Origin of the sequence: Listeria rocourtiae subsp. hofi (genome assembly GCF_963575615.1) — a bacterium.
GTDB lineage: Bacteria > Bacillota > Bacilli > Lactobacillales > Listeriaceae > Listeria_A > Listeria_A hofi.
In genome coordinates, this window is record NZ_CAUYTL010000018.1 from 18,233 (window position 1) to 40,032 (window position 21,800).

At 39.2% G+C, this 21,800-nt stretch carries 18 protein-coding genes, 1 riboswitch and 1 other annotated feature; of the genes, 3 read left to right on the forward strand and 15 right to left on the reverse strand.

All coding sequences use genetic code 11. The annotated features are described in order from the left end of the window. Positions 1-6: 6 nt before the first annotated feature. The 8 genes from murQ to R8925_RS09005 form a co-directional block, all read right to left on the reverse strand. Positions 7-894 carry an N-acetylmuramic acid 6-phosphate etherase gene (gene murQ / locus R8925_RS08970; RefSeq protein ID WP_430535553.1) on the reverse strand — a complete coding sequence of 296 codons (888 nt, stop codon included), beginning with the start codon at positions 892-894 and terminating at the stop codon, positions 7-9. Between the two features lie 135 nt (positions 895-1,029). Further along, on the reverse strand, positions 1,030-1,542 hold the full coding sequence (locus R8925_RS08975; protein ID WP_430535554.1) for a transglycosylase SLT domain-containing protein: 513 nt from the start codon (positions 1,540-1,542) through the stop codon (positions 1,030-1,032). A gap of 4 nt (positions 1,543-1,546) precedes the next feature. Continuing rightward, the gene (locus tag R8925_RS08980; RefSeq protein ID WP_430535555.1) at positions 1,547-1,681 is read right to left on the reverse strand and encodes a hypothetical protein; all 135 of its coding nucleotides are present in this window, start codon (positions 1,679-1,681) and stop codon (positions 1,547-1,549) included. A 17-nt stretch (positions 1,682-1,698) separates the two neighbouring features. Next, positions 1,699-3,072 (reverse strand): sensor histidine kinase, encoded by a 1,374-nt coding sequence (locus R8925_RS08985; protein WP_430535556.1) that lies wholly within the window; start codon positions 3,070-3,072, stop codon positions 1,699-1,701. Beyond that, complete coding sequence (locus R8925_RS08990; RefSeq protein WP_430535557.1) at positions 3,065-3,712, reverse strand: response regulator transcription factor; 648 nt, start codon at positions 3,710-3,712, stop codon at positions 3,065-3,067. Before R8925_RS08990 ends, R8925_RS08985 begins: the two co-directional genes overlap by 8 nt. 144 nt (positions 3,713-3,856) lie before the next feature. Further along, positions 3,857-6,271 carry a leucine--tRNA ligase gene (leuS, locus tag R8925_RS08995; protein WP_430535558.1) on the reverse strand — a complete coding sequence of 805 codons (2,415 nt, stop codon included), beginning with the start codon at positions 6,269-6,271 and terminating at the stop codon, positions 3,857-3,859. 60 nt (positions 6,272-6,331) lie between these two features. After that, positions 6,332-6,545 (reverse strand) — a binding site (T-box leader). Positions 6,546-6,587: 42 nt separating this feature from the next. After that, positions 6,588-7,220 (reverse strand): hypothetical protein, encoded by a 633-nt coding sequence (locus tag R8925_RS09000; RefSeq protein ID WP_430535559.1) that lies wholly within the window; start codon positions 7,218-7,220, stop codon positions 6,588-6,590. A gap of 80 nt (positions 7,221-7,300) precedes the next feature. Next, positions 7,301-8,707: an amino acid permease gene (locus R8925_RS09005; RefSeq protein ID WP_430535560.1), complete on the reverse strand. Its 1,407-nt coding sequence runs from the start codon at positions 8,705-8,707 to the stop codon at positions 7,301-7,303. A gap of 142 nt (positions 8,708-8,849) precedes the next feature. On the opposite strand from R8925_RS09005, the gene mnmL reads away from it, so the two are divergent. From mnmL to R8925_RS09020, 3 genes are all read left to right on the forward strand, one after another. Next, positions 8,850-9,812: a tRNA modification radical SAM protein MnmL/YtqA gene (gene mnmL / locus R8925_RS09010; protein ID WP_430535561.1), complete on the forward strand. Its 963-nt coding sequence runs from the start codon at positions 8,850-8,852 to the stop codon at positions 9,810-9,812. Continuing rightward, on the forward strand, positions 9,809-10,396 hold the full coding sequence (mnmM, locus tag R8925_RS09015; protein WP_430535562.1) for a tRNA 5-(aminomethyl)-2-thiouridylate-methyltransferase MnmM: 588 nt from the start codon (positions 9,809-9,811) through the stop codon (positions 10,394-10,396). The genes mnmL and mnmM overlap by 4 nt, the downstream gene beginning before the upstream one ends. 83 nt (positions 10,397-10,479) lie before the next feature. Beyond that, positions 10,480-11,541 (forward strand): MupG family TIM beta-alpha barrel fold protein, encoded by a 1,062-nt coding sequence (locus R8925_RS09020; RefSeq protein WP_430535563.1) that lies wholly within the window; start codon positions 10,480-10,482, stop codon positions 11,539-11,541. Between the two features lie 252 nt (positions 11,542-11,793). Here the strand turns inward: R8925_RS09020 and R8925_RS09025 are convergent, their stop codons facing one another. The 7 genes from R8925_RS09025 to metK all read right to left on the reverse strand — a co-directional run bounded on the left by R8925_RS09025 (position 11,794) and on the right by metK (position 21,454). Further along, positions 11,794-12,567, reverse strand: a complete 774-nt coding sequence (locus tag R8925_RS09025) for a DUF6270 domain-containing protein (RefSeq protein WP_430535585.1) — start codon at positions 12,565-12,567, stop codon at positions 11,794-11,796. A gap of 18 nt (positions 12,568-12,585) precedes the next feature. Continuing rightward, positions 12,586-13,593 carry an XcbB/CpsF family capsular polysaccharide biosynthesis protein gene (locus tag R8925_RS09030; RefSeq protein ID WP_430535564.1) on the reverse strand — a complete coding sequence of 336 codons (1,008 nt, stop codon included), beginning with the start codon at positions 13,591-13,593 and terminating at the stop codon, positions 12,586-12,588. Between the two features lie 5 nt (positions 13,594-13,598). Next, positions 13,599-15,935 (reverse strand): CDP-glycerol glycerophosphotransferase family protein, encoded by a 2,337-nt coding sequence (locus tag R8925_RS09035; protein WP_430535565.1) that lies wholly within the window; start codon positions 15,933-15,935, stop codon positions 13,599-13,601. Between the two features lie 81 nt (positions 15,936-16,016). Then, positions 16,017-16,415 (reverse strand): glycerol-3-phosphate cytidylyltransferase, encoded by a 399-nt coding sequence (tagD, locus tag R8925_RS09040; protein WP_430535566.1) that lies wholly within the window; start codon positions 16,413-16,415, stop codon positions 16,017-16,019. 725 nt (positions 16,416-17,140) lie between these two features. Beyond that, entirely contained in the window at positions 17,141-19,006 is a 1,866-nt protein-coding gene (asnB, locus tag R8925_RS09045) for an asparagine synthase (glutamine-hydrolyzing) (protein ID WP_430535567.1), read from the reverse strand. A 298-nt stretch (positions 19,007-19,304) separates the two neighbouring features. Next, entirely contained in the window at positions 19,305-20,084 is a 780-nt protein-coding gene (locus R8925_RS09050) for a carbonic anhydrase (protein ID WP_430535568.1), read from the reverse strand. A 155-nt stretch (positions 20,085-20,239) separates the two neighbouring features. After that, positions 20,240-21,454, reverse strand: coding sequence for a methionine adenosyltransferase (gene metK, locus R8925_RS09055; protein WP_430535569.1), 1,215 nt, complete (start codon positions 21,452-21,454; stop codon positions 20,240-20,242). 187 nt (positions 21,455-21,641) lie between these two features. Continuing rightward, a riboswitch (SAM riboswitch) is annotated at positions 21,642-21,746 on the reverse strand. Between the last annotated feature and the right edge of the window lie 54 nt (positions 21,747-21,800).

Below are 21,800 nucleotides of genomic sequence, written 5' to 3' on the forward strand. Positions count from 1 at the left end.
CTCCCTTTAGTCTAATGTGCGTCTGATAAAACCATCCGCTGATGCTAATTTCTCCGTGGCTGTCGCAAGGTCTGAATTCGTTAAAATCATGACAATTGCTGTTTTTACATGTTGTCCTGCTAATTCAAAATGTTGCTCTGCTGTTTCATAATCACATTCTGTTGCTTCCATGATGATGCGCTTTGAGCGTTCTACCAATTTTTCATTCGTCGGCATCACGTCAACCATCAAGTTCTTATATACTTTCCCGATTCCAATCATCGAAACCGTCGAAATCATATTTAACACTAATTTTTGTGCCGTTCCTGCTTTCAAACGTGTTGATCCTGTCAAAATTTCTGGACCACAATCTACTTCAATCGCCGTATCCGCATGAGCTGAAATCGCGGCGTTCGTGTTACAAGATAAAGCGCCTGTTTTCGCGCCGACTTCCTTGGCATAATCAAGTGCACCAATCACATAAGGCGTACGCCCACTCGCAGCGATTCCTAAGACAAAATCATTCGCCGTCAAAGAAATACTCTGTAAATCTTCCTTACCAAAAAGCGCCGAATCTTCCGCACCTTCAACTGCTTGTAAAAACGCTTTCTCACCACCTGCAATTAAACCTACAACCATTGTTGCGGGTACTCCAAATGTCGGCACACATTCCGCGGCATCAAGAACACCGAGCCGGCCACTTGTTCCAGCCCCTAGGTAAATCAGACGTCCACCTTTTTTAAAGCTCTCAATCACACCATTGATAACGGTTTCAATCGATACCAAATTTGACGCAATGGCCACTGGAACTTTTGCATCTTCTTCATTCATAATCTGCAATGCTTCTTTCACCGTAAGCGTATCTAAAGATGTCGTTTTTTCATTTCTTTTTTCCGTGGATAAATTCTCTAACATAAGAACACCTCTTTCATGTGTTTATTGTAACGCATACGGAATTAAATTTCAATAATTATTTTAAAATAATGAAATAAAATTTCAAAAATAAGCGTAGAAAACGCCTTAACCGATACGCTAAGACGCTTTTCGTTGTTACTCTACTACTGCTGCTATCTCTGTTACTTTAACATGTTTCTTGAAATTTTTTGCGAGTTTTTTATTATAATTCGTATTCTGGTCCGTCCAGTCTGTTCCACGTTGGGTTGGCCAGCCAGAAGTATTGGCAATATAGGTTAGCATCTGAATTCCCTCAAGGCCTTTCACCTGAGCGCGATCATAAGCTCTTGTCATGTTTGTAATCGCGATTTCGATGTTCTCTTCGGGTTTCAATAATTCATCATCCGTCATTTCTTCTGGAGCCAAACCACCGCGATGAAGCTGGAATAAACCGTAAGAAGTTCCAGCATCACCAACCGTTTTAGGATCAAAACTGCTTTCTGTTTCAGCAATCGAGAGTGGAATCCAAGCTGGTATATCATGTTTTTTTGCTGTTTCTTTAATCATATCCATCATGGCAACACGTTGCTGATGCTGATCATAGAAATGAAATACCAATGCACATGCCGCTAGTACGCCCAATATAAAAATAAATGTCTCTCTTTTCATCGCCTTAACCTCTCATTATCTGTATTTTAGTTACTGTTTGTATCTGTGTCGTTTGGTCGGTCTGCCATATTTGTAAAATAAGCAAGATTACGAGAACGAAAACAAGCACGACACTTGCTATAATATTTTTTGTCTTCATGCTTGTCCTCCTCTCACTTAGTCCGATCGATCAAAAATAAGATAGAATGTAATCCAACCTTCATCAATCATGGCACCATATTTAAATTCATGTTGCTCCATCACCGTTTGCACAATTGCAAGCCCTAGCCCAGTTCCTGAATAATTCTTATTTCGTGAGGCTTCTCTTACATAGAATGGCTTCCAAATATGACCTAACGTTTCTTGGCTTACAATCGTCGTTTCATTTTTAATTGCAAAATAAATTTGATTATCCCGCTCTGCCCATTCGATTTTGATTTGTCTCGTTGTCGCGTATTTTACTGCATTCGTAATTAAATTATTGAACACCATCTCTAGTTTAGCTTTATCCGCCAAAATACTCATTTCTGGGCTGATTTCTGATTTTATACGAATCTCCATTTCCGTCGTCTCTTGATAATTTGCGAGTAGCTCATCGAATAGCTTCCGAACTTGGATTTTTTCCAAACGAAGTGGGTCAACTTCCATTTTTGAGAAGCGCAATAATTCTTCAATAATCGCCGAAATATGGTTGGTTTGCTTCACAATTGTTGCCATGTAAGTTCCATCGTCCAAACCATCCTGAATACCCATACTGTAGGCTTTGATTAGAGCGAGCGGTGTTTTCAATTCGTGCGTTAAATCAGCCATAAAATATTTCAAATCTTTATTTCTACGAAGTAAGGCATGATGGGCTTTCTTTAAATCATCACTCATCACGTTAATACTCATCGCCAAATCCTCTAATTCATCCTTTGTTTCCACCGTCACTTTCTCAAATTCCAATTTCGAAATCTGATTCGCCACAATTTTTAATTCTTCCAATGGCTTCGTGATTTTTCGGGATAAAAAGCCAGTTAGGGCAACAACTAAGATGGATCCGAACAACATCAGCATCAAATTAAATTCATTAATGACTTTTGCCGTTTCATCATAATATGCAATCGAAACTCCCGCCATAATTAGCAAGCCGTCCTTCTCATTCAGACTCACTAGAAAACTTGATTTTTGCTTCCCTTGGTCGTAAAGCTTAGTAATAATTGCGCCTTTTTTTAGTTCCTCCAGCGTCTCGCCAGTTATCCAAAAACGATTTAGCGCAATACGTTTCTGAGCTAGGTCCAATCGCAGCATTTCATTAAGATCATCCACATTATTACTCATTCGCTCTGAAACAATTGTCACGTCATATTTCGCTTCCAGTATTCCTAAGTCATTCTCGATCTGTAGCTTATCCCACCGATCGACCTCTTTCATTGCTTGCGTCACTTTCTGTTTCATCTCATAATGATAATATTTAGGTAGAAAAAATTGATTCACGAGCATGGATAGCGCAAAAACACCAATCACGACTGCTGAAATACGCCATGTTAGTTTTCTGCCAAGTTTACTCATTTCCAGCCTCAATACTGTAGCCCATCCCTCGATGTGTTTTTATCAGACCATCACCAATCTTTTCGCGAAGTCGTCTAATATGCGTATCTACTGTGCGCTCTTCACCTTCGTAATCAATGCCCCAAACAATGTCTAACAGCTGATTCCGATTCAAAATCGCGCCTTTATTTTGATGCAAAACACGCATCAATTCATATTCCTTTTTCGTGGCATTAATATCCGCACCTGCTTTAAATAATTTCTTGGCATATGTATCGATCGTGATATCTGCCACCTCAAAACAGTTCTGAAAGCCAGTTAAATTCTTCGCGCGGACGAGTAATGCTTTCGGAAAAAATGGTTTCTTCACGTAATCATCTGCTCCAGCTTCTAGTGCGTAACATTCGTCTTCACCCTCGCTTTTTGCCGTCAGCATCATCACTCTCACTGAACCTGATGCCTTCATTTCCTTGCATACTTCCACGCCATTCATACCTGGCATCATCCAATCTAATACTGCTAAATCTAACTTTTCACGATAAAATATCTCTAAAGCTTCCTCACCGTTTTCCGCTTGAAAAACAGTAAAGCCCTCTTTTTCAAAATAAGCACACAAAATTTTCAACATATCTTTTTGATCATCTGCAATTAATACATTCATTGTTCATCATCCTAGTAGTTCGTTTTTTCCATCATACCATACATTTATGACACGAAATTGACAAAAAACAAACCTTTAGAATTTCTTTAAAAACAAAAAAGTCCTCCTAACCAGATTTTCAGTTAAGAGGACTATATATATCGTTTAATTCGCTACAATGTTTACTAATTTACCTGGTACCGCGATGACTTTGCGGACAGTTTTTCCAGTAATCTCTTCGTTAATTTTGTCGTTAGCTCGAGCGATTTGCTCTAGCTCTTCGCGGCTTAAGTCTTTAGCTACTGTGACTTTTGCTCTCACTTTGCCATTAACTTGCAACACGATTTCCACTTCATCTTCTACCAATTTTGAAGCATCAAATGTTGGCCATGACTCGTAAGCAATCGTTTCAGCATGACCGAGACGGCTCCATAGTTCCTCTGCTAAATGTGGCGCAATCGGTGAAAGTAGTTGAACGAAGCCTTCTACATAGTTTTTCGGAATCGTTGTCGCTTTGTAAGCATCATTGATAAAGATCATCAATTGCGAAATACCAGTATTGAAACGCATATTTTCGTAATGCTCTGTGACCAGTTTCACCATTTGATGATAAGATTTTTCAAGATTAAGATTAGCATCTGGTGTAATTTTAGCATTTATTTCACCAGTCGCTTCCTCAATAAACAAACGCCAAACGCGGTCTAGGAACTTGCGCGCTCCTTCTAAACCATTTGCGTTCCATGGAATCGATGCTTCAAGCGGCCCCATAAACATTTCATAAAGGCGTAGCGTGTCAGCACCATATTGCTCCACCACATCGTCTGGATTAACAACATTGCCGCGAGATTTACTCATCTTCTCATTATTATCACCTAAAATCATGCCTTGATTAAACAGCTTTTGAAATGGTTCTTTCGTTGGTACTACACCAATATCGTACAAGAATTTATGCCAGAATCGTGCGTAGAGCAAATGCAAAACGGCGTGCTCAGCGCCACCAATATAAACGTCTACTGGAAGCCATTTTTCAAGTTTTTCTTTATCAGCTAAAACCTCATTATTTGTAGGATCAATATAGCGCAAGAAGTACCAACTAGAGCCAGCCCATTGTGGCATCGTATTCGTTTCGCGTAGCCCTTTACGCCCATTCTCATCGACCACATTTACCCAATCTGTCAAATTAGCAAGCGGCGATTCACCCGTTCCTGATGGCTTAATCTCTGTTGCCTTTGGAAGAAGTAGTGGCAATTCTTGTTCTGGAATCGTTGTTGTTTCGCCATCTTCCCAATGAATCACAGGAATCGGTTCACCCCAATAGCGCTGACGACTAAATAACCAATCACGCAGACGGAAACTAATTTTACGCGTGCCGGCTTTGTTTTCTTCAAGCCAATCGATCATTTTTGCAATAGCATCATCTTTATTTAGACCGTCGAGAAACTCCGAATTGATATGATCGCCGTCACCTGTATAAGCCTCTTCTTCCACATTTCCACCTGCAAGAACGGGTTTTATAGTCAATTGGAATTGTTTTGCAAACGCGTAATCACGCTCATCATGTGCTGGAACTGCCATAATCGCACCAGTTCCGTATTGAATCAAGACGTAATCAGCAATCCAAATCGGCATTTCTTCGCCATTCACCGGATTAATCGCAAACGCTCCCGTAAAAACACCCGTCTTGTCCTTAGCAAGGTCCGTGCGCTCCAACTCACTTTTTAGCTCAACTTGTTTTTGATACGCCGTTACCGCCTCTTTTTGATTCGCCGTCACAATTTTATCAACCAAGTCATGCTCCGGCGCTAGAACAGCATACGTTGCTCCAAAAAGCGTATCAGGACGCGTCGTAAACACTGTAAAGTTTGCATCGCTACCCTTCACTTGAAACGCAACTTCTGCCCCTTCCGAACGCCCAATCCAGTTACGTTGCATATCTTTAATATTCTCCGGCCAATCAACCAAATCTAAATCATCTAGTAAACGATCCGCGTATGCCGTAATTTTAAGCATCCATTGACGCATCGGTTTGCGGAAAACAGGATATCCGCCACGCTCACTTTTACCGTCGATAACTTCCTCATTCGCAAGTACCGTACCAAGCGCTGGACACCAGTTTACCGCGACTCCCGCCTCATATGCCAATCCTTTCTCGTACAGTTTCGTGAAAATCCATTGCGTCCATTTATAGTAATTCGGATCAGTCGTATTAATTTCTCGATCCCAATCATAAGAAAAACCAAGCGACTTAATTTGACGAGTAAAATTCGCTATATTGTGCGCCGTAAATGCAGCAGGGTCATTCCCAGTATCAATCGCGTACTGCTCTGCTGGCAACCCAAACGCATCCCAACCAATCGGATGAAGTACATTAAACCCTTGCATTCGCTTCATGCGTGAAATAATATCCGTTGCCGTATATCCTTCTGGATGTCCAACATGGAGGCCTGAGCCAGATGGATAAGGAAACATATCAAGTGCATAAAAATTCGACTTATCCGCGTCCTCCGTCGTTTTGAAAATTTTCTCATCTTCCCATTTTTTTTGCCATTTTGGCTCCATTTCTTTGTGATTAAATGTCATGATTAATAACTCCCTCTCTAATACTTACTACAAAACAAAAAATCCCACAGCAAAAAAATGCCATGGGACGAGGGCACAAAAACCCCCGCGGTACCACCCAAATTAGTGTTTCCACTCAACTCAACAATTCCTTAACGCGGAAGAATACGGTGGCTTTCACCACATCTATGCGTGCCGAGGCAAGTTCATGCATCTTTTTGCGTGTGACTCGCACCGACCGTCACCTCTCTAAACGCCAAGATTTGCACTACTACTCCTCTTCTACTACTTCATCAATAGCTCTATTGTAGCCTATTCACCGTACTTTGACAACCCTTTATATTGGCGCTTTATCTAGTGATGTCAGCCAAATCATTTCGACTTTATCATCCCAAAAACCAAAGCGTAATTCGATATTATTATCTTTATCTTCATACACAAGCTCTTGTTCGTAGCGATCAGACTTTGATAAATCACGATAGGCCGAACCATACGTACTTGTTACCTTGTCGACAGAATCACCAAACTTGATACCGCGACTAGTTGTTAATTTATCGCTTGCATACTCGATATGTATCGCCCGATTTTTATCCGCGTTTTCGATAGATATCCAATAAGTTGCCTTCTCTTTTTTCTTCGGAACGAGCACTTTAATCTCTTTTTGTAAGCTTTTATCGGATACTGGTTTCGATTTAAAATCATTTTTCTCCATCTCTGGAGACAGCACTTGATTGATTTTAATACCTTTTACCGATTCCGCCGAAAGATCTGTTGAAGCAACTTGTTTATGGATTTCATGATACGGACTGCCCGTTACAAAAAACGTTTGTCTGAAAAAAATCGCCATCATTGCGACTAACAGCACAAGAGCTGCGATACCAATCCAATGTTTTCGAATGTTTATTTTCCCATAAAAGGCTGTGATGACCATCAAACAAATAATCGCCAACACGAGATATACAATTATCATTTCCCCACTTCTTTCGCTTTCCCAATCTCACCTAAATATGTCTTAAAAATAGCATAAAAACGCGGATAAAGCAACGATTGTTATTTTGTCAGCGACTTATATTTCATTAGTGGATATAATAGGAACCCTAGGAGAAATAGGCCGATACTAAGCACGAACACACGCCAATCTTCTGTCCCGCTTTTGATAATCCAACAGGCATATGTTAACGCAAGTGCTGCAATAAAGCCATCGAAGCAACGTTTTCCTAGCGAGTTTGATTCATATGTTGCGCCGGTCAGCGTTAATTTCAGCTGGAATAACGGCGAGATGAAATATTGGACAAGAAATGCAAGCGTTGATACTTTAACCACAAAATCGTAGGCTGCTGCGATATTTCCTGAGAGCGTTGAAAAGATGAATAGTTGGGATGCAGAACATGTCAAAATAAGGACAAGAACTGGTGTACCGTTTTTATTTGTTTTTGCTAAAAATGGAAGGAAGAGCCCATTTTTAGCAGCTTGATACGGTGCTTCGGAGCTCATCATAATCCAACCAATTGCCGAGCCGAAAAGGCAAACTAGCGCAAGCAATGCCATAACTGCTGAGCCTCCACTTCCTGTGACAACATTTAGGGCGTCTGCCAATGGACTTGCAGAATGGAGCAATTTGGATTTCGGGATGAGACCTAATGCTAAGATTGTGATCGTTGTGTAGAGACAAACAGAGATTACCAGACCCGAAATCGTTGCAGCGCGCACAGTTTTTCCAGATTTGGCGCGTCCAGCAAACATCATCGCTGACTCGATACCAATGAAGGCCCATAAAGTCACAATCGCCGCACTGTTCACCTGTGATAACAAACCATGCTCTAGTCCACTCGTATCAACAACTGGATGATACCACTCACCCATTACTGAGGATTGGAAGGCGAATAAACCAACAACGATGAACAAGAAAAAGCCAATGATTTTTGCAGCAGTAGCGATGAAATTAATCCTGCCAGCACCACTAACACCTTGAATAATAATCAGGCAAACACCCCATAAAAGTAGCGAGCAGGTGATAAACGTGAGCAATTGGCCGAGCCCTAACTGATAGGAACCTATTGTCAAAACAATTTCTTTGCTGTTAAGTATTGGGAAAAACACAGATAAGTAACCGGCAAAAGAGGTGATAATAGACACATTCCCAGCCCAGTTAGCGACCCAGTAACTCCAGACAGCAATGAAACCGGCAAGTCTTTTTAATTTTGGACTACCGAATAATTCATACGCGTGGCTTTGCGCACCACTTGTTAAGTCTGGTCGCCGCACAGCTAAATTCCCGAATACAAGTGCAATCATTAAAACACCTGCCCCTGTTAAAACCCATGCCAGCATAATACCGAGCGGGCTTGCTACTGAAGCCATTTGACGCGGTAACATGAAGATTCCTGATCCAATCATGTTCCCTACTACTAACGATGTCAATACGAGATAACCCATTTTCTTGTTTGTTTTGTTCATGTTTCTTCCTCCAAGTCGTTTTAACACATTACCAAGTTAAAGTATTTTTATATGATATCACACATGACAACCTCTCCGCAACCCCTTGAAAATATGATAAAATAGAGGAGATGATTAATTCCAATTTGAAGGAGTTTGACAAATGATGAATCCATTTCCATATACGAATGATAATAAACGGTACCACACATGGAATTACTGTTTGCGTGAACATTTTGGTTATAAAGTTTTTAAAGTAGCATTAGATGGCGGCTTCGATTGCCCGAATCGTGATGGTACGGTGGCGCATGGCGGTTGTACTTTTTGTAGTGTGGCGGGATCTGGAGATTTCGCTGGAGACCGAGTCGACGATTTACAAACCCAGTTTCATGCAATTAAGGAACGGATGCATACGAAATGGAAAGATGGTAAGTATATGGCCTATTTCCAAGCGTTTACGAATACGCATGCCCCTGTTGCTGAATTACGCAAAAAATACGAGTCAGTGCTAAATGAGCCTGGTGTTGTGGGGCTTTCCATTGCAACACGCCCTGATTGCCTTCCTGATGACGTTGTGGACTATCTAGCCGAATTAAATGACCGAATTTACCTATGGGTCGAACTTGGCCTACAAAGCGCTCATAACGAGACTGGCGTGCTGATAAACCGGGCGCATGATTACGATTGTTACGTGGAAGGCGTTGAAAAACTACACGCTCGTGGTATTCGTGTTTGTACGCATATTATCAATGGGCTCCCGCGCGAAACACCGGAAATGATGATGCAAACTGTACAAAAAGTTGTGGAAAGTGGCGTTGCAGGTATTAAAATCCATTTATTACACTTGCTAAAAGGAACACCAATGGTTCAGCAATACAAAAACGGTGATCTGAAATTTTTAACAAAAGACGATTATGTCAGCCTTGTTTGTGATCAGTTGGAAATCCTGCCCCCAGAGATGGTCATCCATCGCATTACGGGTGATGGTGCCATTGAAGATTTAATTGGCCCGATTTGGAGTTTGAACAAGTGGGAAGTTCTCAATTCGATTGATGCCGAGCTTGTTAGACGTGATAGCTGGCAAGGAAAGTTTTACAAATCTTTGAAAGTCGGGGATAGCGCATGAATTTAAAAGGCATTCTTCCTTTTAGCCACGACCTACTCAACCGAATCATTTTACCTGGCGATACAGTCGTTGATGCTACAATTGGAAACGGTCATGACACAGCTTTCTTAGCGGATTTAGTTGGCGTGAACGGTCGTGTATTCGGCTTTGATATCCAGCAAGAAGCTATCGATGCAACCACACAGTTGCTCACAGAAAAGCAATTGAACAATCAGGTCACACTCTTACATGAGAGTCACGCAAAAATGACTGAGCTTCTCTCTGAGCAAACAATCAAAGCCGCTATTTTCAACCTTGGTTATTTACCTGGTGGCAATAAAACCATTACAACACTGGCTGAATCAACCATACAAGCAATCGATGCTGCACTATCCCTACTTGAAGTTGGTGGCATTACGATTCTAGTTATTTACCATGGCCATCCTGAGGGGCAGACAGAAAAATCAGCGGTACTAAATTATACCGAGTCCCTTCCGCAAGAACAGTTTCATGTGTTAGAATATCGTTTCATCAATCAACGCAACAATCCACCTTTCGTCATCGCTATTGAAAAACGCAAAATAAAACCAGTTTCCCAGAAATGATATGGGAGCTGGTTTTTGTTTGAAATAAAATTTCACTAAATATATAATAAGACTAAAACAATAAGAAAGCACGGTGATTCTCCATGTTCGGTATCTCCATTTATCTATCAAAAGACAATGATTTTGAAGCAACAATCCAGCAGGCATCTAAAAACGGTTTTTCCCTTATTTTTAGTTCGCTACATATCCCAGAAGAAAATCCCGCAAATTATCACCAACTACTAACAAGGCTTGGCGCTGCTGCAAAAAAAGATAATATGCAACTAATTCTTGATATTTCCGCTGAATCTTTAGCACAAATCGGTCTCAATATCGGCAATGCAGAGCAGCTGACTGAACTTGGCGTCACAGGCTTACGCGTGGATTACGGCTTAACTATAGACGAAATCGCAAAACTCGCTACGAAAATCAAAGTCTATCTTAATGCTAGCACGATTGACGAATCGTTTTTAAAATCGCTTTTACAGGCTGGCATTGATATCTCACAAGTAGAAGCATTCCACAACTATTATCCAAAACCACATACAGGCCTTGACATTCCTTTTTTCAAGCAAACAAATGGATTTCTACACAGCTACGGTCTAAAAATCGCCGCTTTCGTCCCAGGTGACAAGGAAAAACGCCAACCATTATTTGAAGGGTTACCAACATTGGAAAAACATCGACACACACATCCATTTGCTGCAGCACTCGAATTAGAAACACTTGGTATTGACCATGTTTATATTGGTGATCCATCATTACAAACAAAAACAACGGAACAATTCGCGGCTTTTGCAAAAGAACAAACAATCCTACTTGATTGTGAGCTGTCAAATGGCTTAGACTCTCGTATTCAACAGCACCTTTTAAAACCAGACAACAACCGCATGGACCCAGCGCGCGATCTCATTCGCCTAGAGAAATCACGCCCAGCTTTAGGAAAAATCGATATTGCGCCTATACCTACAAATACTCGTCCAATCGGTAGCATCCTCATCGATAACCAATTATTTGGGCGTTACCAAGGCGAAATTACAATTGCTACTTGCGATTTACCTAATGAACCAAAGTCAAATACTATCGGACAACTAACCCCAGACTCCATTGCTATACTCCCGTTCATAAAGCCTGGACAAGTACTTCGATTAAGAGCTATTAACTAAAGATATATCTGCTTCTCTGGTTAAAAATAAACAAACCATTCTTTAGTTATATATTTTAATGTTTCCCCAGGTATCTACACGCAATGTTACCAAAAGGGGCCATTAAATCGCATAGCAGATAAAACAAACTAAAATAGCCAAGTTACTCACGTGACGTTCTTTGTCTTAGAAATCATAAAAAATGCCATTAAGATACTACTAGCTGAGTATAAACAAAAAAAGCAAGCCAAACAGCTGCTTTTTTCATCGTCATTATATGTCATCGCCATGCGTAAACCCTGTCAATTTCTGTAAAAAATCATGATAAAAATCTTTTGTATAATGCACATAAAAGCCACCCCATGGATGCTCCCTATCAAGCTTGTAGTCCTTCTGAGTCATGTCTAACACTTGAATATCAAAACGGTTCTCCATGTACGCATCCAACATATCCCAAATACCATTTAATCGTTCCACATCTACCGTTGGGTATTTTCGCTCAGCTCGCCATTCATTTAACGAGCCCCCATCCGCAAATTGATCCACAAATCGAGCCTTCACCAAAATAAGTCTACATTGAGGTATTTTTTCGTGTAGAAATTGAAAAAACGCATCTATATGCTGCATCCAGACTTTAAAATAAGGCTCAAAATGTGAAGTTAATCTCCATACCACTTCTGCCTCTTTCATCGGAGAAACATCTTTAAATTTAGGATTGTATGTGAAATACCCCTCTATAACTTCTACAACGCCTAAATAAATATCTGCATACATATCTAAAAGTAGATATTCAGGCTGCCTCACTTGAACTAAACTCAAAAACTCTTTCGTATGTTCGGTTCTATAGTGCCAACTAGTAAATGCATTCATTTTTGCCACCTCTTCATCTTCCACTACAGGAAAAGATGGTGACATGATACTTAAGATGCTGCATTGATGCTGATGTAGCACACATTCAAAAAAATCCTTATAATCGGGATTAAACATTGTATTAAAATTATCTCTGATTAAACAGGAGCCTACAATGGCGATTTTTTTAGGTATAATCGTACTCGTTCCCTTCTATTATTCCGTTAATGCGCTGATTTGCTCTACAATTTGATGCAGATTCCCTGAAGAAAGTAAAAGCTCGTTAATACACGTAATTTGTTCAATAATGGTATTCTTTGAAATATCCGCATGTTTATGAACCGATGAATCAAACACATTATGAATTTCAACGGATTTTGAGGGAATCTGCGAATATAAATTGTAGTTAAATGAAATAAGCGGGTAGCCAAAAATAATTCGTTTTTTAGTCGTCTCTTGATTTGCTAGTTTTGCTAAGTCATTTAAAATACTTCGCTTACGAAAATCTCGTAAAAAATGTAAATCGTTTTCTTGATTATATTGCTCAATGCTGATGATTGGATCCACTGTAACAGAATTGTAATCACCAAGCAAACTATGATACAAAGCGCCTGTTCCACCTTTTGAACCGCCATATAAAACGACATCATCTTTTGCAATATGGTTCGAATCCATCACAAATCGAATGGCACTCTGAATATCCGACTCCATTTCCATATAATTAAATGTATTAATGTAATGACTGCCATAAGATAGATTCAAATCCATGATTCGCATAATAATTGTATTCTTTACTAAATGTTTCTGCATACTAGCAAAAGAAGTTGTGAAACAACGATGCGCTATGTTCGCGCTATGATAATGTTCTTTGGCTGGCATTGGAGAAAAAATAACAACTAAACGCTTTGGTGCCAATTTATTCTCCTTTTCAGCAGGTATTTGATTCAATGAATAAAATAAATCTCCATGCTGAATCAAATCTTTTCGTTGCCAGATTGTGTGTACATCTTGGCGTCGAATAAAATACGAAGACTGACCTGAGTGCATGTATAGAATATAATCATGTGCCAAAATCTCTTTATACATCTCTAAAATGGGGTGTGTCTCCCGTGCTAACTCCAAAATATTTTTGCTGGAAAAAGTCTTCACAATGACCTTCATCTTATCGTACTCACATTTAAAACTATAAATATCTGTAAATTCCATATCTTTATTTGTTGTCATTTATCTCATGGCCTCCCTTTTGAAAATAAAACGTGCATTAATTTATCGTTCATAAAAACATTATCTAAATTCAGCAATTTTTTCTGGATGGCGTGACAATACTGAAAAACATTCGGATCGTCTTCCAAAATTGCTTCGGCCATACTCTGTGTTGTATAAGACTTGCCTTCCAACAAACAAGTTTCCTTCATATCAAAATACCAACCAACTTTTTTCTGATAATTTTCCGAATCCTCTTGTAAAATAATGATTTTCTTATTCAAATGCGCAAAATCAAAAATTGCCGAAGAATAGTCTGAAATCAGAACATCCACTAGTAAAAACAATTCCTGAATATCCACAAGTTCATTAAAGAAACAGTGAATTCGAGGGTCTAGTGATTTATACAATCGACGAAGCGACGTCTCAAGTGGATGCAACTTCACAATAATTTCGTATCCAGGCGGCAAACTCTCAATCAAGGCTTTTAAATCGATTGCCGTCACTTCTTCCCTTTCCTGCTTTCTCCAAGTTGGACAAAAAAGAATATATTTCTTATTCATATCTAACGGTCGATTAAAGTATTTCAAATGAATACGGGATTTTTCACCATGCTTACTGCTATTTTCTATCAAATAAGCATTCCGCGGCGCCCCCATCTCCAATATATTTAATTGTGGGTTTTCATCCAAAGCAAACGCCGAACGAAACAGCATCGTGTTAAATGACGAAGATGTCAACAAGTAATCCCATTTTTTCATACGTGGTAAAAAGGCGCTAAGCTCTTGTTGACGATGCTTTGGATCCTCTAAATCAGCCACCATTTTTTTCAAAGGAAGACCATGCCATGTCTGAATAATAACTTGATTTGGCGCTTTTCCAACCTTGTCCAATGGATTTCCATTTACAATGATGTACTTACACATATGAAATTTTTGTTGATAAATTGCGCTACCTAGACGAACTGCCTCAAAGCCAAAGTGTCGAATTTCCATATCTACCAACTGGTTGACAGAGCTAACAAACACCTTAGCATTCGGTATATTTTTTTTAATCCAAAGTGCAATATATTTTGGATCACCAGAAAAGGATTTTCCATGAAATGATTCAATAAAATACATATTTTCATTTATTACTGTCATTTGTTGTTGCCTTTCTTTTCGAGCATTTATTCGATCAAGTAAATTGTACAGCCTCGTTTTCACGGAATGACTTGTCAAAACCTTCCCAATAAATGGCTTATCTTTTAAGTAGCCATACATGCGATAGATGATTGGAAGCTGGTCTACCTGACTTGCCATCACATCTGACCAGATTTCTTCCACACTTTTAACCAACACCAATTTTCTCGGTTTTTGCGATTTAAACACGCCGTAACACTCCACATAGAGAGATACATAATTTCTTGGCGTCGCAATAACTGGGAGTGCCTGCCTATAGTTGATTTTCTTTACAGAAGCAAGAAAATTCAGCACGCGTGTTGCATCTATTTGTACATCTTTTGAAATCCATTGAATATTACTAGGATTCCCATAGACTTCTCGTAATACTCTATCTTCTCCTGGGAATAAAATTGCCCGTTTCCCTTCTGCTAGCGCTTCTAAGATGGAATAACCAAACGTTTCATAGCGCGACGTTGAAAAATAAATGTAGTCCACTGGTGTTCCTTGATTAAAAAACACATTGGCATGCAATGAATAGTTATTAATTAAATTTCGATATAACATTTCAGAAGGCCCATATCCTTCAATATATAACTTAATGTGCGTTGCTTTATGATAGTGAACAAGATAGTCTAACAACCGAATCGCATAAGAAATATCCTTTACATCATCTTCAAAACGAGAAAGCACATATAGATTACTCGTTGGCTTTTGACTATCATTTTCTGGTAATGTGACATGATGTGTACTAACATGATGAACAAGTATTGCATCATATTGATAAGTCATTTGGAATTCTCTTTTAATAGACTCTGTAGCTACCCTCACATAATCAATTGCGTGTAAATTTGCAGCCAAATCTTCAGGAAGGATGCTTAATGGTGCATGTATTTCCCCTATTGTCATCGCATTAGGACAATAAAACTTAATGATTTGCGCCAAGGGGAAGAACGTTTCCCGTGTGATAATATACATATCAATCGTAGTATCTTTCCCTAAATCTAATAGCGACTGGAAACTAACCTGTGAGCTTAACCCTTCCTGGTGACGAAGACTTAAAATATCTGTTGGCGAAAAAGGACGTGCATTATACAATACTACCGCAATTCCTTCTTGATTAAACTCCTTGGTCAAGTTCAGATTACTACGACTCGTACCCCCTGGCGAAAAAACATTAAATCCTATAATAGCAACCTTCATCTCGCTGACTCCTCAATTTCAAAAAAAATCTCTCTTCACAAAAGCACAATCTGCTTTTTTAAGAAGAGGAACACCGTGGCATTACGTTTGAACACTGCCTGCAAGTTGCTGCTTGATATAAGTTGTCGAGATATCTTTTGTCCGCTCCAAATAACAGACCTCACAATAATCACTCAAAAAATCAAACTTCCCTTTCCAATCATCGCCCATTACAAAAATATCAATTTGATTGTTCCCTATATCTGTCACTTTTTGATCCCAAGTAATCTCTGGAATCACTTGATCAACATGTTTGATAGCCTCCAACAGATACTTGCGTTGCTCATAATTATGAAATGCTTTCTTATCTTTTAATTGATTAAATTCATCTGTAGATAGAACTACCGTCAAGTGATCCCCTAATCCTTTGGCACGTTCTAGTAATCGAATATGTCCCCAATGCAACAAATCAAATGTCCCGTATGTGATAACTTTTTTCATCGTAATGACTCCCTCTCCTACTTGTGGTAAAAAATTTATGTCTCCTAACACTGAAAACCGTATGAAATAAAAAAGTAATTAGCTATCAAGAGGAAGCATCATTCCCGAAAGATTCAATTTTAACTTTTGTAAAATTCTAAATAGTGCAATCGAATAAGTTAAACGATCTATGATTTATCCTTCTTAATCTAAAAAACCATACGCCTGTATTCCACTTTTTTATTAATCGCAACGATGTACTTTCATCATTATACATACGAAACTTCGTATATACAATAGATTCCAAAACATTTCACTTTTTATACATATTTTGATTGTTTTTGTGTAACCTATGCCATTTTTGCGAAACAGATTCGTTCACTTTTTTAGCATTGATGCGCCTTTAAAATTAAAATTATTAATTTTAAAATAAACTACTCTTTTTTTAACAAATTATTCCTTACATTTAAAAAAAACAGAACATTCTATTATTTATTCTGAAAATAGTAATTATTAATCTGTTTATATTAAAAATGTAACGGTTTCTATTCCCTTATTGATTATACAACCGTAATCCTAGGTATTCAAGCTTTCCTAAAAAGATTCACCATATGTTCACAAAGGTACGTTATAAATGGATTATTAGCTTTTTTTCACATGATTTTTCTTAAAAAAAGAATACTTTTGCACCAAAATAGCAAAAAACACCTCACCTGAAAAGGCTTGGTGCTTTCATTAGCATTACATCATTTACCGAAATCATACTTATTCTCTATATACACATCATACCAAATCATGAAAATAACGACCGTCCAAATTTTACGGCTATAGTCTTGTTTCCCAGCACAATGATCCTCTAGTAATTGTAGCACGTATTTTTTATTGATTAGGTGCTCGGTTTGTGAATCGCGGATAGTATCTTTCACCCACTGATTCATCTCATCTTTTAACCAATGGCGAATCGGTACAGGAAATCCTAGTTTTCGGCGATTCAGCACATGATCTGGTACGAAAGCCTCTGCCGCTTTGCGTAAGACATATTTCGTTGTGCCATTCGTTGTCTTAAGCGAGGCAGGAATGTCTTGAGCAACTCGGAAAACTTCTTTATCCAAAAACGGTACACGAACTTCTAGTGAATTTGCCATTGTCATACGGTCAGCTTTTAGTAAAATGTCACCACGCATCCACGTATGAATATCAATGTATTGCATCCGTTCAACAGGATTGTAACCTACTGTTTCTGCGTATAGTGGATTAGTAATTTCTGTGTAGTCATGACCTGTTTGATATTTTGGTAATAAAATCTTTTTCTCAGCTTCTGTAAACATTTTTGCGTTACCGATATAACGTTCTTCCATCGGTGTTGTTCCGCGTTCTAAGAAACTCTTACCACGCATTCCTTCAGGCATCACATTAGCTACGCCTCGTAACATTGACTTCAAAGCGCCTGGCATTTTGTTGAACATCGAAAGCGAATTTGGTTCATTATAAATATTATAGCCTCCGAAAAGTTCATCTGCTCCCTCCCCTGATAGAGCAACCGTTACGTGTTTTCGTGCTTCACGTGATAGGAAATACAATGGAATAGCAGCAGGGTCAGCCAATGGATCATCCATATGCCAAACAATTTTCGGCAATTCGTCCATGTATTCTTGCGGTGTAATGATGTAGCTGATATTCTCCACACCTAGCTTCTCAGCAGTTTCCTTGGCAACATCGACTTCACTAAAGCCATCGCGTTCAAAACCAACAGAGAATGTTTTAATTGCAGGATGGTATTCTTTCGCAATGGCCGCGATGATCGAGGAATCAATTCCACCAGACAAGAACGAACCAACTGGCACGTCACTACGCATGTGCATTTTCACAGAATCATACATCACATCACGAATTTCTTTAATAAATGTATCTTCGGATTTGGCTACTGGCTGGAATTTCGCTTTCCAATATTGGCTAATCTGCATGGACTCCCCAATATTTTTCGTAAAGTAATGGCCTGGTTCTAAACGTTTAATGCCTTGCGTCAGCGAATCCGGCTCTGGGACAAACTGGAATGTCATATAATTTTGCAATGATACTTCATCTAGCTTTGTCGATTTCATTGCATGCAAAATCGATTTTTTCTCAGAGCCCATATACAACTTACCATCTTCTTCTGCATAGAAAAACGGCTTAATACCGAATGGATCGCGCGCGCCGTAAATTCTTTGTTCTTGCTTATCCCAAATAACAAAGCCAAACATACCGCGCAATTGTTCCGCTGTCTTCTCTTTATATTTGGCATATGTAGCAATAATAACTTCTGTATCACTGCTCGTATCAAATGTCATACCTTCTTTTACCAAGTTCTCACGCAGTTCCACATAATTATAAATCTCACCATTAAAAATTATCCAATACCGCTCATTCTCATACGTCAGCGGTTGATGACCGTTCTCCACATCAATAATGCTGAGGCGACGGAAGCCAAACTGAACATGCTCATCCGTAAAATAACCCTCATCATCAGGGCCACGGTGGGTAATCATGTCGTTCATTTGCTTAAACGTTTCCTTCTCTTCGCCAGTAATTTCAGCAATGCGGTCATGTACGCATCCAATAAATCCACACATCGTCACATTTCTCCTCTATTTTTAAACTAGTTATGTCCATTTTTTCAACAACGTCTATCATATCATAAATTGGGTTTGTTTGAACAGCATCCAGCAAAAAAAGACCTAGAAAAATCATGTAACATGAACTTTCCAGACCTTTTATTGAAAATGAATAGCCGCCAAACTACAGCGGGCCGCACAATGCTCAGATCCTAGGCAAAAGCGAGTACCGAAGCGGAGCGTACGATTTGTACGTGAGCATCGGAACACAGCTTTTAACGACGGAGATGAGTATTGTGCGGCCCACTGTGCCTTTTTAGTTGTCTGTGTGTTTTAATACTGGACGATCGTGCAACGGTTGAATTTTACGGTTGTTGCCGTCGTAGTATTTGTTAAATTCTTCAATTTGTTCTTTGGAAACTTCTACCGGAGTTGACATGACGTACCATTCCACGTTTTCTGAAAGTGGTGGTGTTGTCAGTGATCCTAGGTAGTGATAGTATGATTTGTTTGTTGGTAGTAAAGCTGCTACATCAATCGGTTCGCTAACTGTTGTTTTTTCCCCTTTTTTAACATTGTTTAAAATGCTTTGGAATGCCGGATTTGCTTTTCCTTCTTTAAAGAAAACTCCAATAACTGCTAAACGACTATCTTGATGTTCATTTACAAAGTGAGCTTCGATTGGATAATGTTTACCATCAACTGTATGCTCACTTTCTGCGTGGAAATGAAATTGGTTCAATTCAAATTTACGACCGTTAATTGTTGCTTGCCCACCATCATCGACTTGGATGCTATGGCCATTATCTACTTCATCTGTTACTTTTTGATTATAATTTAATTCGATTGTACCTGCATCTTTCATTGGTTCTGTTTTTGCTGTTTCAATATTGATTGGGGATTGTGTATCTCCCGCTTCAAATTGCCACGCTTTTTGATCATGATAGTCTAGATGATCTTCATGTTTTGCTGCTGATTCTGTTTTTGCTGTTTTTTCTTCTTTTTTAGTATCGTTGCTCGCATCGCTATTACCACAACCTGCTACGAGGATAAGTGATGCCGCGATTGCTGAAGCTGCTAATAGTTTTGTTTTCATGTTGAAAACCCCTTTCATTAAGTAACTTAATTATTATATTATATAATGATTCATAAGTGTGTGTAGTTTTTGTGACAAAAATAGGCCTTTTTATACAAGAAAGCATCAAATATGTAAAAAACCTAGCTGGATTGGCTCCAAAGCTAGGCTTCTGTTTATGAATTTATATTTGCAGTTTCTAATAGAAATTCTTTCATATGTGGTGCTTTATCTATTTTTTCCCATGGTAAATCTAAATCCAATCTTCCAAAATGGCCGAATGCCGCTGTTTGACGATAAATCGGGCGACGTAAGTCAAGCATCTTGATGATTCCGGCTGGACGTAAATCAAAGAATTTATTTACAGCATCAATTAGATCTTGCTCACTGTATTGACTCGTTCCATATGTGTCTATAGAAATCGATACTGGATGAGCAACTCCGATAGCATAGGCCAACTGTACCTCTACCTTTTTAGCAAGACCAGCTGCAACGATATTTTTAGCAACGTAGCGGGCAGCATACGCTCCTGAACGGTCTACTTTTGTTGGGTCTTTACCTGAAAATGCACCTCCACCGTGACGAGCATAACCACCATATGTGTCTACAATGATTTTGCGACCTGTTAAACCTGCATCTCCTTGAGGTCCACCGATGACGAAGCGACCTGTTGGATTAATGAAGTACTTCGTTTCTGCATCGAGAAGTCGCGAATCAATGACTTCTTCAATGACTAGTTTATGCAAATCTGATGCAATTTGTTCCTGTGAAATATCTGGATGATGCTGTGTAGAAATAACTATCGTATCGATACGAATTGGTTGGTTATTATCATCATATTCCACGGTTACTTGTGTTTTAGCATCTGGGCGTAGGTAAGTGAGTATATTATTCTTCCGTAATTCCGCAATTTTACGTGAAAGTGCATGTGCTAGCGAGATTGGAAGTGGCATTAATTCCTCTGTCTCATCTGTTGCAAAGCCGAACATTAAGCCTTGGTCCCCCGCTCCAATAGCATCAATCGCTGCGTCTTCCGAACCATCGCGTGATTCTAAAGCGACATCAACACCTTGCGCGATATCTGGTGACTGCTCATCGATTGCCGTTAAAACAGCACATGTTTCTGCATCAAAACCATATTTTGCACGTGTGTACCCTATTTCCTTAATTGTATCACGCACAATTTTTGGAATGTCCACGTAAGTCGATGTTGTTATTTCTCCTGCTACAAGTACTAGCCCAGTCGTTACAGTCGTTTCACAAGCAACACGAGCATCAGCATCTTTCGTTAATATTGCATCCAAAATTGCATCTGATATTTGATCTGCAATTTTATCTGGATGTCCATCAGAAACAGATTCTGACGTAAATAAATGACGGTTTCTTGCCATTCTTTATTTCCTCCTTTTTCTTCTCCATCGCGAAGTGGTTTGCAAAAATGCGAACTTATCGTCTGTTTCCTTCTAGTCTCGTTCACGCTTTATATGACATGACTCATGCCATGTCAACAAAAAACCTTCTCCCTATTTGCCAATTGCACGCGGAATAGAGAGAAGGTTATTATTTACAATACCTTCGCTCTCATCGATCAGGAATTCACTTCCTGCCACAGGTTAGCACCTTACAATATTTGTAGGTTGCCGGGTTTCAAAGGGCCAGTCCCTCTACCGCTCTGGATAAGAGTTTAATTTAGTTTTCACGTTATTGTAACATATTTCAGCTTTATTGTCACGCACA